Origin of the sequence: Leifsonia sp. NPDC058248, from assembly GCF_042881905.1 — a bacterium.
Classification (GTDB): domain Bacteria; phylum Actinomycetota; class Actinomycetes; order Actinomycetales; family Microbacteriaceae; genus Leifsonia.
Genome location: NZ_JBHVXB010000008.1, coordinates 74,899 through 87,875, shown reverse-complemented (window position 1 = coordinate 87,875; position 12,977 = coordinate 74,899). Strand labels below are relative to the sequence as shown.

Here is a 12,977-nt window from a genome sequence, read left to right as displayed (position 1 = left end):
CCTCAGGACGAGGCGCCGGTCTCGGCCGGGAACGGGCGCGGCGTCGTCGGGATGAGCCCCAGCGGCGCCACGAACGAGCCGTCGCCCTCAGTGTTGAGCGCGTAGCACTGCCACCCGGGGCCGGCCGGCGCGAACAGTTCGAAGCGCGCGGACGAGCTCTGAGCATCCGGTGCGTAGTGGTGGACGTACACGGAGCAGGTGTTGGCGGCGGTGGCGCTCGCGAAGCTGATCGTGACCAGCACGCCCGGCAGGACGAGGGCGATGAGGCCGAGCACCACGACGACGCGGGTGACGATGATCATTCGTCGTCCGCGGAGCGGTTCCTCGAGCGGCTCGTAGCCTGCGAGTTCCGGGTGATCGTCGAACGTCATGATTCGAGTGTCAGTGTGTTCGGCCGCCTTTGCAACCCGCAGTGTTCCCCGTCCGTCCCGCGCCCCTGCCTGCCTGTTCTCGTCGAGGGGTGGCGAACGCACGCGAAACGCGTGGTTCCGGGTGCGTTGGCCACCCCTCGACACCTCCGCTGCGGGCGGGCGGAGGCGCGGGGAGGGGACGGCACGGGGCTAGTGGACGACGAGCACGGAGGCGATGCCGGCGGCGCAGGCGAGGAGCGCGGTCGCGGCGGCGAGGGTGACGGCCAGCGCGGGGGCCGTCGGTGGCTTCTGGCCGGTGTGGCCGACGAGGGCGCGGCCACGGACGCCCCCGTAGACGACGGCTGCGATCGCGGCTCCGAGCAGGAGCACCCCGACGGCGACGAGTGCCGGCTCGCCGGAGATGACGCCGCTCCGCAGAGAGAGCAGCGCGTTCACGACGATCACGAGCGCGGTCCTGGTCCAGGAGAGGGCGGTGCGTTCGGCCTGGAGGCCGGGATCGCGCGCGGGGCGGTCGTCGGCTGCGTCGGGCGGCGGGATCGTCACGTCGAGCTCTCCGGCACTGAGGTCACTGCACCGCGAGCAGGATCACGATGACAGCGGCGACCGCCAAGACGATGGCGGAGAGCAAGGGGATGGCCACCGTGCTCGGCAGCCGGCGCCCGTGACGCATCGCGATCTCGTTTGCCCGCCAGCGCACGTAGGCGATCACGCTCAATACGGCGGAGAGCACACCGAGTGCGACCGCGAGGATCACCACGACGATGTGCGGACCGATGTGCGTGGAGAACTGCTCCAGCACCACGCCGCCCGCGAGCAGAGCGAGTGCGGTGCGCACCCAGGCCAGGAAGGTGCGCTCGTTGGCGAGCGAGAACCGGTAGTCCGGCTCCTCGCCCTCCCGGCGCCAGGCGGGCTCGCGCATGGCTAGTGGCTGGAGCCTTCGGTTTCGATCTCCGTGCGGTCGCCCGACCACAGCGTGTGGAAGATTCCCTCTTTGTCGACGCGCTTGTACGTGTGGGCGCCGAAGAAGTCGCGCTGACCCTGCACGAGTGCGGCGGGGAGCCGCTTGCTCGCGAGCGAGTCGTAGTAGCTCAGCGCGGCCCCGAAACCGGGGACCGGGACGCCGGAGAGCGCCGCGGTGGCGACGACCCGGCGCCACGCGGCTTCGCCCTCGGCGACGGCGTCGGCGAAGTACGGAGCCTCCAGCAGCGTGGCGATGTCGGGGTTCTCGTCGTAGGCGTCGGCGATGCGGTTGAGGAACTGGGCGCGGATGATGCAGCCGCCGCGCCAGATCTTCGCGATCCTGTCTTTGTTGATGTCCCAGCCGTATTTCTCGGCCCCGGCGATGATCGCGTCGAAGCCCTGCGCGTAGGCGACGACCTTCGACGCGTACAGGGCTTTGGACACATCGTCGGCGAACGAGTCGTCGACCTTCTGCACGTCGGGCCGGGTCTTCACGACGGCCTGCACGGCTTCGCGCTGCGCGGGCTTGGACGACACCGCACGGGCGAACACGGCCTCGGCGATGCCGCCGACAGGAACGCCCAGGTCGAGCGCGTTCTGCACCGTCCAGACGCCGGTGCCTTTGGAGCCGGCCTGGTCGAGCACGATGTCGACGAACGGCTTTCCCGTCTCGGCGTCGACCTGGCGGAGAACCTCGGCCGTGATCTCGATCAGGTACGACTCGAGGTAGCCCTTGTTCCATTCGGCGAACACGTCGGCGATCGCCGCGGGCTCCAGACCGCCGACGGTGCGCAGCAGGTCGTACGCCTCGGCGATGAGCTGCATGTCGGCGTACTCGATGCCGTTGTGGATCATCTTCACGAAGTGACCGGCGCCGTCCGTGCCGACGTGCGTGACGCACGGCTCGCCCTCGGCGATCGCGGCGATCGACGCCAGGATCGGGCCGAGCGTCTCGTAGGACTCGACGGAGCCGCCGGGCATGATCGACGGGCCCTTCAGTGCGCCCTCCTCGCCGCCGGAGATTCCGGCGCCCACGAAGTGGATGCCGGTCGGGGCGATGCGCTTCTCGCGTGCGATGGTGTCCTGGAAGTTCGCATTGCCGCCGTCGACGATGATGTCGCCGGGCTCGAAGCGCTCGACGAGCTGCTCGATGACCGCATCCGTCCCCGCTCCGGCCTGGACCATGATGATCGCGGTGCGCGGCTTCGACAGCGACGCCACGAAGTCGTCGATCGCCTCGGAGGAGACGAATCCGGCTTCCGGATGCTCGCCGATCAGCTCTGCGGTGCGCGCCCAGGTGCGGTTGAAGACGGCGACCGTGTTGTCTTCGCGGGAGGCGAGGTTGCGGGCCAGGTTCGAGCCCATCACCGCCAGACCGACGACACCGATGTTGGCTGTTGCGCTGGCGTTCTCAGGCACGATCTCTCCTTGGTGGTGACAGGCTGTGTACCCCAGCGTAGTGCGAGGGACGACGGGGTCGGCGAACTGTTTCGCTTCGTTGACGGGGCGCTCAGCCGAGCCGGAACGTCGCGCGCGGGATGTCCGAGACCAGCCGGCCCGCGATCGTGAACGCGTCCTCCTCGGACAGCTGGTGGGTGGCGACGAGAGTCGACAGGAACGATGCGTCGACGCGACGCGACATGTCGTGGCGGGCCGGGATCGAGCAGAAAGCCCGCGTGTCGTCGATGAACCCGCTGGTCTTCGTGAAGCCCGCGCTGTCGGTGATCGCCTGCCGGTAACGGAGGATCGCGGAGGGGGTGTCGAGGAACCACCACGGCGCGCCCGCGTACACCGATGGATAGAACCCGGCCAGCGGAGCGATCTCGCGGGAGAAGGTGGTCTCGTCGACGGTGAAGAGCACGATCCGGAACGTGGGGTTCGTGCCGAAGTCGCGCAGGATCGGGGTGAGCGGCACCGTGAAGCCGCCGACCGCCGGGAGGTCGTGGCCGGTGTCGGGACCGAAGGCGTCGAACGTCGGCCGGTGGTGGTTGCGGATCACGCCCGGGTGCAGCTGCATCACCAGGCCGTCTTCGCTGGACAGCTCGGCCAGCCGGTAGAGCATGTTGCGGCGGTAGGCGACGGCTTCGGCAGCCGTGAGCTCCCCGTCGAGGGCGGCGCGGTGGATTCGCGAGGCCTCGTCGATGTCCAGCGGCTCGCTCCCCGCGTCGATCACCCCGGTGTCGGTGGCGGTCCCCCCGGCGGCGATGAAGGCCTGACGGCGGCTCCGCAGAGCATCCAGCAGCCCGGAGTACGTTGAGGTGTCGATGCCGGAGGCTTCCGCCAGGGATCCGAGCCTGCCGCGCCAGGCGGGCTCGTCGGGGTGCATGTAGCGGTCGGCGCGGAAGGTCGGGACGACGCGGCCCGCGAAGGTCGGGTCGTCGCGCAGTGCGAGGTGCGCGGAGAGGTCGTCGGCCGGGTCGTCGGTGGTGGCGAGCACCGCGATGCGGAATGCCTCGAAGAGCGCGCGGGGCCGGAACTCCGGCCGGGCGAGCGTGTCGGCCAGCTGGTCGTACAGGTCGTCGGCATTCGCGGCCGACGGATGCTCGGTCAGCCCGAACACCTCGCTGAACTCGGACTCGAACCAGAACCGCACCGGAGTGCCGAGGAAGGCGTCCCAGTTCTCGCACAGCCGGCACCAGATCGAGCGTCCGGATGCCGTGGGAGCCGCACCCGGGCGCGACAGCCCGAGGTCGTCCAGCGGAACACCGACGGCGTGCAGCATCCGGGTCACATAGTGGTCGGGCGTGATGAGCAGCGCGGCGGGGTCGGGGAAGGGCGCGTCGTCCAGGAGCATCCGGGCGTCCACATGGCCGTGCGGCGAGTAGATGGGCGCGTCGGAGACCGACGCGTGCAGCCGTCGGGCGAGTTCGCGTTCGCCGGGGTCGGCGGGGAACAGGCGGTCGGGATGGGGTGCCAGGGCGGTCATGCTCGTCCTTCGGAGTTCGGTGCGGGCGCAGGTGCAGGCGTCGGTGCAGCCGCACGCGCGGGTGCGGGGCCGGTCGAGGCCCGGACGGTCAGATGGGTCGGCAGCGTGGCCGTCTGGCGGACGCCGACTGTCGCGCGGTCGTCGAGCCGGTTGAGCAGCATCGAGACGGCGGTGCGCCCGGCCTGCTCGATCGGGGCGGTGAGGGTGGTCAGCGGCGGATTGCAGAAGTCCGCGCCGAAGATGTCGTCGCAGCCGACGATGCTCACGTCGCCGGGGACGTCGACGCCGCGCTCGCGGAACCGGCCGAGCATCCCGATCGCCAGCAGATCGTTGAAGGCGACGCAGGCGGTCACGCCGGCGTGGAGGATCGCGTCCGCGGCGGCGGCCCCGGCGTACTGGCGGGGCGCGAACGGTCCGAGCCGGGTGACGGTGACGCCGTAGCGTTCGGCGGCCCGCAGCATCGCGCGCCAGCGGCCCTCGTTCGGCCAGGAGGTCTCGGGGCCGGATACGTAGGCGATATCGGTGTGGCCGAGCGACACCAGATGGCCGATCGACTGCTCGATGCCGCTCGGGGTGTCGATGAACACGCTGGGGACACCGCGGGTCTGCCGGTTGATCGCGACCAGCGGGATCTCGGCGGCGAGGGCCGTGAGGCGGCGGTCGGTGAGCCGGGAGGCGGCGAGGATCGCGCCGTCGAACGAGCGACGGAGCTTGTGGAGCATCCCGTCTTCGAGCTCGTCCGACTCCTCCGTGTCGATCAGGATCTGCGTGTAGCCGGCGGCCTTCAGCTGCTGCTGGGTGCCGCGGATGATGCCGAAGTAGAACGGGTTCGTCACGTCGGAGACCAGAACGGCGATCGCGCGGGTCTTTCCGCTGGTCAGCGCACGGGCTTGCGAGTTCGGTATGTAGTTCAGCTCGCGGGCGGCGAGCTCGATGCGTTCGCGGGTCAGAGCGTTCACGCGACCCGGGTTGGAGAGCGCGCGGGAAACCGTCGACGTGGCGAGACCGGTCGCCGCGGCGACGTCCGCGAGGGTCGCGGGTCGTTCGGACCCCGCTCCGGCGAGAGGTTGCATGACGACATCAGAACACACGTTGGCAATTTTTGGCAATCGTTTGCCTCCGTGTTGCCAATCTGAATAGAGTCCAACCCAACCATCCCCGGTGCACCACCGACGGGGATGTCTCATTCACATCCCGCCTCAAAGGAGAGTCACAGATGAGATCACGTATCGCGCTCGGCGCGGTCGCCGGCCTCGCCGCCATCGGCCTCGCACTGACCGGTTGCTCGTCGAGCAACTCGGGTTCGTCCAGCTCCGGTGGACTCGACGGCAAGGGCAAGACCCTCGACGTCATGATCGCCGCCAACAGCCTCTACCCCACCGAGCAGCAGCAGTGGTTCAAGGACGTCTCGGCGCAGTTCCAGAAGGAGACCGGCGCCACCGTCACGTTCGAGACCTTCGCCTCGGCCAACGACGAGCTCACCAAGATCCAGACCTCGGTCCTCAGCGGCCAGGGGCCGGACATCTACGACCTCGGCACCACCTTCACCCCGACCGCCTACTCCACCGGCGCGTTCGTCAAGCTCACCGACGACGACTGGAAGAAGATCGGCGGCCGCGACCGGTTCGTGCCGGCCACCCTCGGCATCTCGGGTCCCGATCAGAAGAACGAGGTCGGCATCCCCTTCCTCAGCCGTCCCTTCGTGATGGCGTACAACAAGGACCTGCTGAAGGCCGCCGGGATCGACAAGCCCGCCGACACCTGGGACGGACTCGCCGAGCAGGCCAAGAAGCTGACCTCGGGCGGCGTCCACGGCATGGCCGTCGCCTACGCCGACAGCTTCGACCCCTGGAAGTTCGTCTGGGCGATGTCCATGCAGCAGGGCAACACGATCCTCGACCTGAAGAACAAGAAGGCGACGATCGACGACCCCGTGGTCAAGAAGGCCTACCAGACGTACTTCGGCTGGCTGACCGACGACAAGGTCGTCGACCCGGCTGCGATCGGCTGGAAGAACGCCCAGGCCGTGGCGGCGTTCGCCTCGGGCAAGGCGGCGTTCCTGCCCATGGTGTCGTCGTCGTCGCAGGTGAGCCTCGACAAGTCCGCCGTCGCCGGCAAGTACGCCTACGCCGTGATGCCCACGATCCCGCCGGGGGAGACCTCGCTCCCGAGCGACGGCAAGGCCGCCGCCACCATCATCTCGGGTGACAACATGGTCGTCGCGAAGTACTCGAAGGACCAGGATCTGGCGTTCGCCCTGGTCAAGATGCTCACCAGCACCGAGAACCAGGTGACGTACACGAAGACCTTCGGAGACCTGCCGACCAACGCGGACGCCGCCAAGCAGATCGAGCAGGGAAACCAGCTGATCGCGCCGATCCTCGACGCCGGCACCAAGGCGTACGGCACGCCGTTCTCGGGCGCCTGGGGCGACACGCAGCTGGCCCTCGTGAACGTGGTCGTCCAGTCCATCCCTTCGCTGTCGAGCGGCAAGGTGTCGTCGTCCGACCTCGACGCGAAGCTGAAGTCGGCGCAGGACACGGCCCAGAGTTCGCTGGACAAGGCGAAGTAGCCGGTCGAGCAGATGTCAGAGACCATTCTGATCCCGCCCGCGGGCGAGGTCGGCGAGCAGAGCGGCCTGCCCGCGGGGAAGCACCCCGCGGGCGGCCGCCCGGCCCGCAAGCGCGCCACGCGCGGCCACGAGAAGGGCCGTCCGTTCTGGATGCTGCTGCCCGGCGGCATCCTCATGCTCCTCGTCATCGTGGTGCCGCTCGTCGTCGCGGTGGTGATGTCGACGCTCGACCTCGATCAGTACACGCTGCAGAGCTGGTTGCGGGCGCCGTTCATCGGCCTGCAGAACTACGTCGAGGCGGTCACGTCGTCGTCGCTGCTCCGCTCGATCGGCATCAGTGTGTCGTTCGCTGTCATCGCCGCGGTCGTGACCATGCCGATCGGCCTCGCCGCCGCCCTCGCCACGCAGAACACGTTCCGCGGGCGCGCGCTCATCCGTTCGCTGTTCCTCATCCCGTACGTACTCCCGGCGTTCGTCGTCGGAACCCTCTGGCGCACCATGCTGCAGCCCGGCGGCGTCGTCGACTCGACGCTCAGCTCGGCGGGCATCCACACCGGCCTCTGGCTGAACGGTCCGCTCAGCTTCTGGTCGCTGATCCTCGTGCAGATCTGGACCTCGTGGCCGTTCTTCTACCTGCTCGTGCTGGCCGGCCTGCAGTCGGTCGACCACGAAGTGCACGAGGCCGCTGCTCTCGACGGCGCGACCTGGTGGATCAAGCTGCGCGACGTCATCCTGCCCTACCTGCGCGGGCCGATCTTCCTCGCGCTGATCATTGCCTTCCTGCACAACATCAACGCGTTCACCCTGCCGTTCGTGCTGTTCGGCGTCCCTGCCCCGGTCGACGTGGACGTGCTGCCGGTGCTCACGTATGTCACCAGCTTCCAGAGCTTCCGGTTCGGGCTGAGCGCCGCCATGGCGATCTGCTCGCTGGTCCTGATCGCGATCCCGCTGTTCGTCTACCTGCGAGCCGTGAAACTCGACTCCGGAGAGGAGGAGAAACGATGACCACCGCGACGTCGTCCTCCGACATCACCCGGCTGCTGCCGCGCCCGCTGCTCGTCACGATCATCGTCGTGCTGCTGGTGGTCGTGCTCGGGCCGGTCGTCTACATGCTGTTCTCGTCGGTCAACTCCGACGTCGCGGTGGCGTCGGGCGCGTTCTTCCCGACGGAGCTCCACCTCGACAACTACCTCAAGGTCTGGACCACGGTCGACCTCGGCACCGGCTTGATGAACTCGGTCATCGTCTGCGGCGGGGTCGCGATCGTGTGTGCGTTCATCGCCGTGGCGACCGCCTACGTTCTCGTCCGCTACGAGTTCCGCGGCCGGCTGACCTTCCTGCGCGGACTCCTCGGCCTGCAGTCGATCCCGGGCACGCTCATGCTGCTCCCGGTCTTCGTCCTCTTCTCGTCGACCGCGAGCCTGCTCGGCGTCCAGATCATCGGCACGCGCTGGGCGGTGTTCATCACCTACCTCACGTTCGCGCTGCCGTTCTCGACCTGGGTGATGGTGACCTACCTGCGCGGGCTGCCGAAAGCCCTCGAGGAGGCGGCGCGCATCGACGGAGCGTCGTCCTGGCGCATCCTGACCCAGATCGTGATGCCGCTGAGCTGGCCCGGCATCGTGGTGTCTGGCATCTTCGCGTTCCTGCTCGGCTGGAACGACGTGCTGTTCGCCTCCGTCCTGACCAACCCCGAGACACGCACCGCCGCTGTGGCGCTGCAGGTCTTCGGGGCGACCCAAGAAGGTGGCGCGATACCGCTCTACGGGCAGATGATGGCTGCGTCCCTCATCTGTGCCGTGCCGGTCGTCGCGCTCTACCTCGTGTTCCAGCGCTACCTCGTGGGTGGCCTGACCTCTGGAGGAGTCAAATGACCGACGCAACCTGGGCCCTGTCGGGGTTCGGCGACGAGATCGACGAAGACCCGGTCGTCCAGATCGCGGTGCTGCAAGCGCTCGGCGCCCGGCACATCGAGGTGCGCAGCGCGTGGGGGGTGAACATCGTCGACCTCGACGGTGCGCAGCTCGAGCGGCTCGCGGGCATCCTGAGCGAACGCGGCATGGGGGTCTCGGCGATCGCCTCGCCGATCGGCAAGGTGGATGTGTCGCTTCCGGTCGAGCACGAGGTGGAGCGGCTCGGCCGTGCCATCGCCGCCGCCCACGTGCTCGGCTCCCGGTACATCCGGCTGTTCTCGTTCTACCGTGGCGAGGGCGTCTCCGTGGAGAGCATCCGCGACGATGTCATGGTCCGGATGCGCGCCCTGGCCGACGCCGCGGAGGCGGCCGACGTCATCCTGCTGCACGAGAACGAGAAGGACATCTACGGCGACACCCCGGAGCGCTGCCTCGACATCGTCGAGACGGTCGGCTCCGACCATCTGCGGCTCGCCTGGGACAGCGCCAACTTCGTGCAGGTCGGCGTCGCGTACCCCTACGACGACGGCTACGCGGCCCTCCGCCCGCACCTCGAATACCTCCAGGTGAAAGACGCCAGGAGCGCGACCGGCGAGGTCACGCCCGCCGGCGAGGGCGACGGGCAGCTGCTCGCCACCCTCACCGCTCTCCGCGACGACGGCTACACGGGCTTCGCCTCGCTGGAGCCCCACCTCACCGACGTGAACGCCCTCGGCGGCTTCTCGGGACCGGAGGCCTTCGGGCGCGCCGGCCGGGCGCTGCGCCACCTCACCGACCAGATCGGAGTGAAGCTCGCATGAGCGACCCCCAGGATTCCCCGCGCATCGCCGTCGCCATCGTCGGCTGCGGCATCATCGGCCTCAACCACGCCCGGGCGATCGCCCGGCATCCGCACCTCACCATCACCGCCCTCGTGGATGCGGTGCCCGCCGCCGCGAGCGCGCTCGCCGACCAGGTCGTCTCGGAACTCGGGGTCGAGCGTCCCGCCGAGTTCGAGACGCTGCCCGCCGCCATCGAGGCCGCGCCGGTCGACCTCGTCGTGATCTGCACGCCGAGCGGACTCCACGTGCAACTCGCCGAGGAGGCCCTCGCCGCCGGCACGCACGTGGTCATCGAGAAGCCGCTCGACGTCTCGATGCCGCGGGCCCGCCGCATCCTGGAGCTGTCGCGCGAAGCCGCGGCACAGGGCCTGGTGGTCTCGGTGATCAGCCAGCACCGGTTCGACCCGTCGTCGGTCGCGGTGGCGCAGGCAGCCCACGACGGCACCTTCGGCCGGCTCACGAGCGGCATCGCGTCGGTGGCGTGGTGGCGGAGCCAGGACTACTACGACTCCGGCCAGTGGCGCGGAACGTGGGAGCTCGACGGCGGCGGCGCCGTGATGAACCAGGGGGTGCACACCGTCGACCTGCTGGTCTGGTTCCTCGGCCGTCCCGTGGAGATCGTCGCGCAGACCGCCCTGCTCGCGCACGAGCGCGTCGAGGTCGAGGACATCGCCGTCGCCACGGTCCGGTTCGAGTCGGGGGCGCTGGGCGTCATCCACGCGACCACGGCCGCCTATCCGGGACTCTCGGTGCGGCTCCACGTGCACGGCGACCGGGGTTCCGCCGTGATCGACGACGACCAGCTCGAATACTTCGGCGCCGCCGACCCGCAGGCGTTCGACCCGAGCGGCGCGAGCGTCGTGAACCGGGCCGCCGAGCTGGTGCCGGCGAGCGAGGTGCGCGGCGGCGACCGCGGGCCCGACCAGTTCATCGTCGGCCATCTGCGTCAGTACGACGACATCGTCTCGGCCATCGAGGGGGGTCGCCGTCCCGGCGTCACCGTCGAGGACGCCTTCGTCTCTCTCGCCGTCGTGCGGGCCGTCTACCTCTCCGCGACGCTCGGACGGCCGGTCGGGTTCGACGAGGTGCTCTCGGGCTCCCTCGACGATGTCGTCGTGACGACGGGCGCGGCCCACCCGGAGGCGGCGAAATGAAGTTCTCCGTCTTCACCGCATCCACGCCGGACTGGTCGCCCGAACAGGCGGCGCAGACGCTCGCCGCCCAGGGCTGGGACGGCATCGAGTGGCGCGTCACCGATCAGGCCGACGCACCGTCGCCCGGCTTCTGGGCGGGCAACCGTGCCAACTGGCCGCTCGACGGCCTCGAAGGGAACGTCCCGGAGATCGCCCGCATCACTCGCGACTCCGGCCTGGAGTTCTCCGGCATCGGCGGCTACGCCCGCTGCGACGACCACGAGAACGTCGACCGGATGCTCGCCGCGACCGCCGCACTCGGCGCACGTCAGGTGCGCGTCACCATGCCCCGCACCGACTCGGGGGAGTACCGCGAGCTGTTCGCCGGCGCGCGCCGCGACATCGAGCGTGCTGCGGCCCGTGCCGCGGAGCTGGGCGTCAAAGCCCTCATCGAGCTGCACCACGAGACCATCACGCCGTCGGCCTCGGCCGCCTTCCGGCTGGTCGACGGCCTCGACCCCGAGCACGTGGGCGTCATCCACGACCTGGGCAACCTGGTGATCGAGGGTCAGGAGGCGACGCTCGCCGCCTTCCAGCTGCTCGGCCCCTACCTGGCGCACGTGCACGTGAAGAACGTGCGGTGGGTCGCCGGTGAGCCGGAGGCCGACGGCACGGTGCGCTGGTCGCACGAGTGGGCGCCGCTGCGCTCGGGCCAGGCGGATGTCGAGGCCTACTTCACAGCGCTGCACGCGTTCGGCTACGACGGCTGGGTCACGTCGGAGGACTTCTCGACCGAGCTTCCGCTGGAGGAGCGCACGCGCGACAACCTGGCGTACCTGCGCGCGGTCGAGGCCGGTACCCGCAGCCTCGCCGGCGTGACCGCCCCATGACGCCGCCCGCGCGGACCGAACGCCATCCGGTCCGCATCGTCCATCTCGGCCTGGGCGCGTTCCATCGGGCGCACCAGGCCTGGTACACCCAGCGCGCCAACGATGCGTCGAGCGACGGCGCGTCGGGCGACGGCGGCTGGGGAATCGCCGCGTTCACCGGCCGCAGCCCGCGCGCCGCCGAGGCGCTCGCGGCTCAGGATGCGGTCTACACGCTGGTCGAGCGCGGCCCGGAGTCCGACACGGCCACGCTCATCCAGAGCCTGACCGTCGTCGCCGACGGTGCGGACGGCGAACGCTGGCGCGCGGCGATGGCCGACCCGGCGGTCGCCGTCGTCACCCTCACGGTGACCGAGGCCGGGTATCGCCCGGACGCCGCCGCGCTCGACGCCGACCTCGCCGCCCTGCGCGCCGGGGGAGCCGCGGCCACGGCGCCGGGCCGACTCGTCGACGGACTCCGGGCCCGGCGCGCCGCCGGAAGCCCCCGCCTCGCGATCGTCAGCTGCGACAACCTGCCGGACAACGGCGCCGTCACCCGCGAGGCGGTGCTCGGCCTCGCCGCACGCGTCGACCAGGACCTCGCCGCCTGGATCGACGGCGAGATCTCCTTCGTCTCCACCATGGTCGACCGCATCACCCCGGCGACCACCGACGCCGACCGCGCGACCGTGGAGCAGCTCACCGGCTTCGACGACGCCGCACCGGTCGTCACCGAGCCGTTCAGCGAATGGGTGCTGAGCGGTGAGTTCCCGGCCGGGCGCCCTGCCTGGGACGCGGTCGGGGCGCAGTTCGTCAGCGACGTCGAGCCGTTCGAGCGCCGCAAGCTGTGGCTGCTCAACGCCGGGCACTCATTGCTCGCCTACCTCGGGCTGCTGCGGGGCCACACGACGATCGCCGAGGCGATGGCCGATCCGGCGTGCGCCGACGCCCTCGAAGCGCTCTGGTCCGAGGCGCGCACCGAGCTCCCGTTCGACGAGGAGGCGGTCGACGCTGCGCTCGCCGCCCTGCGCGACCGCTTCACTAATGCGCGCATCGAGCACCGACTGGCGCAGATCGCGACCGACGGCTCGCAGAAACTCGGGCCGCGCATCCTGGACCCGCTCCGTTCCCGGCTCGACGCCGGGCGCGCGCCCGGCGTGGCGCAGGCCGGAGCGATCGCCGCCTGGATCCGGCACCTGCTCGGCGGCGCGTACCGCGACCCGGGCGCCGAGGCCCTGGCCGCACGGCTGGGGGAGCTCTCCGACGACGAGGACCTCGCCACGGAGGCGATGCGCGCGCTGGCGCCCGGCGTGACCGGCCTCGAGCCGGTGATCGCCCTCATCCGGGACCAGCTCGGCGCCCTGCGCGCCACCACGACCATCCTGACGACCGAACCCCAACGAGGAGCACACTGA

Annotated in this window: 13 protein-coding genes; 7 read left to right on the top strand and 6 right to left on the bottom strand. The window is 70.1% G+C overall.

The genetic code is table 11. From position 1 onward, the window contains the following. Positions 1-2 precede the first annotated feature (2 nt). From ACFVV5_RS14260 to ACFVV5_RS14235, 6 genes are all read right to left on the bottom strand, one after another. Positions 3-371, bottom strand: coding sequence for a hypothetical protein (locus ACFVV5_RS14260; protein ID WP_387245231.1), 369 nt, complete (start codon positions 369-371; stop codon positions 3-5). Between the two features lie 189 nt (positions 372-560). Further along, complete coding sequence (locus ACFVV5_RS14255; RefSeq protein WP_387245228.1) at positions 561-914, bottom strand: DUF202 domain-containing protein; 354 nt, start codon at positions 912-914, stop codon at positions 561-563. A 22-nt stretch (positions 915-936) separates the two neighbouring features. After that, positions 937-1,290, bottom strand: coding sequence for a YidH family protein (locus ACFVV5_RS14250; RefSeq protein WP_387245225.1), 354 nt, complete (start codon positions 1,288-1,290; stop codon positions 937-939). A 2-nt stretch (positions 1,291-1,292) separates the two neighbouring features. Further along, a complete protein-coding gene (gndA, locus tag ACFVV5_RS14245; RefSeq protein ID WP_387245222.1) occupies positions 1,293-2,750 on the bottom strand; it encodes an NADP-dependent phosphogluconate dehydrogenase in 1,458 nt (485 codons plus the stop codon). 91 nt (positions 2,751-2,841) lie between these two features. Next, a complete protein-coding gene (gene uxaC / locus ACFVV5_RS14240; RefSeq protein ID WP_387245219.1) occupies positions 2,842-4,257 on the bottom strand; it encodes a glucuronate isomerase in 1,416 nt (471 codons plus the stop codon). Then, the gene (locus tag ACFVV5_RS14235; RefSeq protein WP_387245216.1) at positions 4,254-5,330 is read right to left on the bottom strand and encodes a LacI family DNA-binding transcriptional regulator; all 1,077 of its coding nucleotides are present in this window, start codon (positions 5,328-5,330) and stop codon (positions 4,254-4,256) included. The genes uxaC and ACFVV5_RS14235 overlap by 4 nt, the downstream gene beginning before the upstream one ends. Positions 5,331-5,473: 143 nt before the next feature. On the opposite strand from ACFVV5_RS14235, the gene ACFVV5_RS14230 reads away from it, so the two are divergent. From ACFVV5_RS14230 to ACFVV5_RS14200, 7 genes are read left to right on the top strand one after another with little or no spacing between them, the layout of a single operon-like run. After that, a complete protein-coding gene (locus ACFVV5_RS14230; protein WP_387245213.1) occupies positions 5,474-6,829 on the top strand; it encodes an ABC transporter substrate-binding protein in 1,356 nt (451 codons plus the stop codon). A 12-nt stretch (positions 6,830-6,841) separates the two neighbouring features. Next, positions 6,842-7,834, top strand: coding sequence for a carbohydrate ABC transporter permease (locus tag ACFVV5_RS14225; protein ID WP_387245210.1), 993 nt, complete (start codon positions 6,842-6,844; stop codon positions 7,832-7,834). Beyond that, on the top strand, positions 7,831-8,703 hold the full coding sequence (locus ACFVV5_RS14220) for a carbohydrate ABC transporter permease (RefSeq protein WP_387245207.1): 873 nt from the start codon (positions 7,831-7,833) through the stop codon (positions 8,701-8,703). The genes ACFVV5_RS14225 and ACFVV5_RS14220 overlap by 4 nt, the downstream gene beginning before the upstream one ends. Next, complete coding sequence (locus tag ACFVV5_RS14215) at positions 8,700-9,542, top strand: sugar phosphate isomerase/epimerase family protein (protein WP_387245204.1); 843 nt, start codon at positions 8,700-8,702, stop codon at positions 9,540-9,542. The genes ACFVV5_RS14220 and ACFVV5_RS14215 overlap by 4 nt, the downstream gene beginning before the upstream one ends. Beyond that, a complete protein-coding gene (locus ACFVV5_RS14210; protein WP_387245200.1) occupies positions 9,539-10,717 on the top strand; it encodes a Gfo/Idh/MocA family protein in 1,179 nt (392 codons plus the stop codon). Before ACFVV5_RS14215 ends, ACFVV5_RS14210 begins: the two co-directional genes overlap by 4 nt. Beyond that, on the top strand, positions 10,714-11,586 hold the full coding sequence (locus tag ACFVV5_RS14205) for a sugar phosphate isomerase/epimerase family protein (protein ID WP_387245197.1): 873 nt from the start codon (positions 10,714-10,716) through the stop codon (positions 11,584-11,586). The genes ACFVV5_RS14210 and ACFVV5_RS14205 overlap by 4 nt, the downstream gene beginning before the upstream one ends. Continuing rightward, positions 11,583-12,977: a mannitol dehydrogenase family protein gene (locus tag ACFVV5_RS14200; protein WP_387245194.1), complete on the top strand. Its 1,395-nt coding sequence runs from the start codon at positions 11,583-11,585 to the stop codon at positions 12,975-12,977. The genes ACFVV5_RS14205 and ACFVV5_RS14200 overlap by 4 nt, the downstream gene beginning before the upstream one ends.

Coding starts and splice junctions, on each gene's coding strand:
- ACFVV5_RS14260 (WP_387245231.1), bottom strand. CDS start 371: ATGACGTTCGACGATCACCCGGAACTCGCAGGCTACGAGCCGCTCGAG.
- ACFVV5_RS14250 (WP_387245225.1), bottom strand. CDS start 1,290: ATGCGCGAGCCCGCCTGGCGCCGGGAGGGCGAGGAGCCGGACTACCGG.
- uxaC (WP_387245219.1), bottom strand. CDS start 4,257: ATGACCGCCCTGGCACCCCATCCCGACCGCCTGTTCCCCGCCGACCCC.
- ACFVV5_RS14235 (WP_387245216.1), bottom strand. CDS start 5,330: ATGCAACCTCTCGCCGGAGCGGGGTCCGAACGACCCGCGACCCTCGCG.
- ACFVV5_RS14230 (WP_387245213.1), top strand. CDS start 5,474: ATGAGATCACGTATCGCGCTCGGCGCGGTCGCCGGCCTCGCCGCCATC.
- ACFVV5_RS14225 (WP_387245210.1), top strand. CDS start 6,842: ATGTCAGAGACCATTCTGATCCCGCCCGCGGGCGAGGTCGGCGAGCAG.
- ACFVV5_RS14220 (WP_387245207.1), top strand. CDS start 7,831: ATGACCACCGCGACGTCGTCCTCCGACATCACCCGGCTGCTGCCGCGC.
- ACFVV5_RS14215 (WP_387245204.1), top strand. CDS start 8,700: ATGACCGACGCAACCTGGGCCCTGTCGGGGTTCGGCGACGAGATCGAC.
- ACFVV5_RS14210 (WP_387245200.1), top strand. CDS start 9,539: ATGAGCGACCCCCAGGATTCCCCGCGCATCGCCGTCGCCATCGTCGGC.
- ACFVV5_RS14205 (WP_387245197.1), top strand. CDS start 10,714: ATGAAGTTCTCCGTCTTCACCGCATCCACGCCGGACTGGTCGCCCGAA.
- ACFVV5_RS14200 (WP_387245194.1), top strand. CDS start 11,583: ATGACGCCGCCCGCGCGGACCGAACGCCATCCGGTCCGCATCGTCCAT.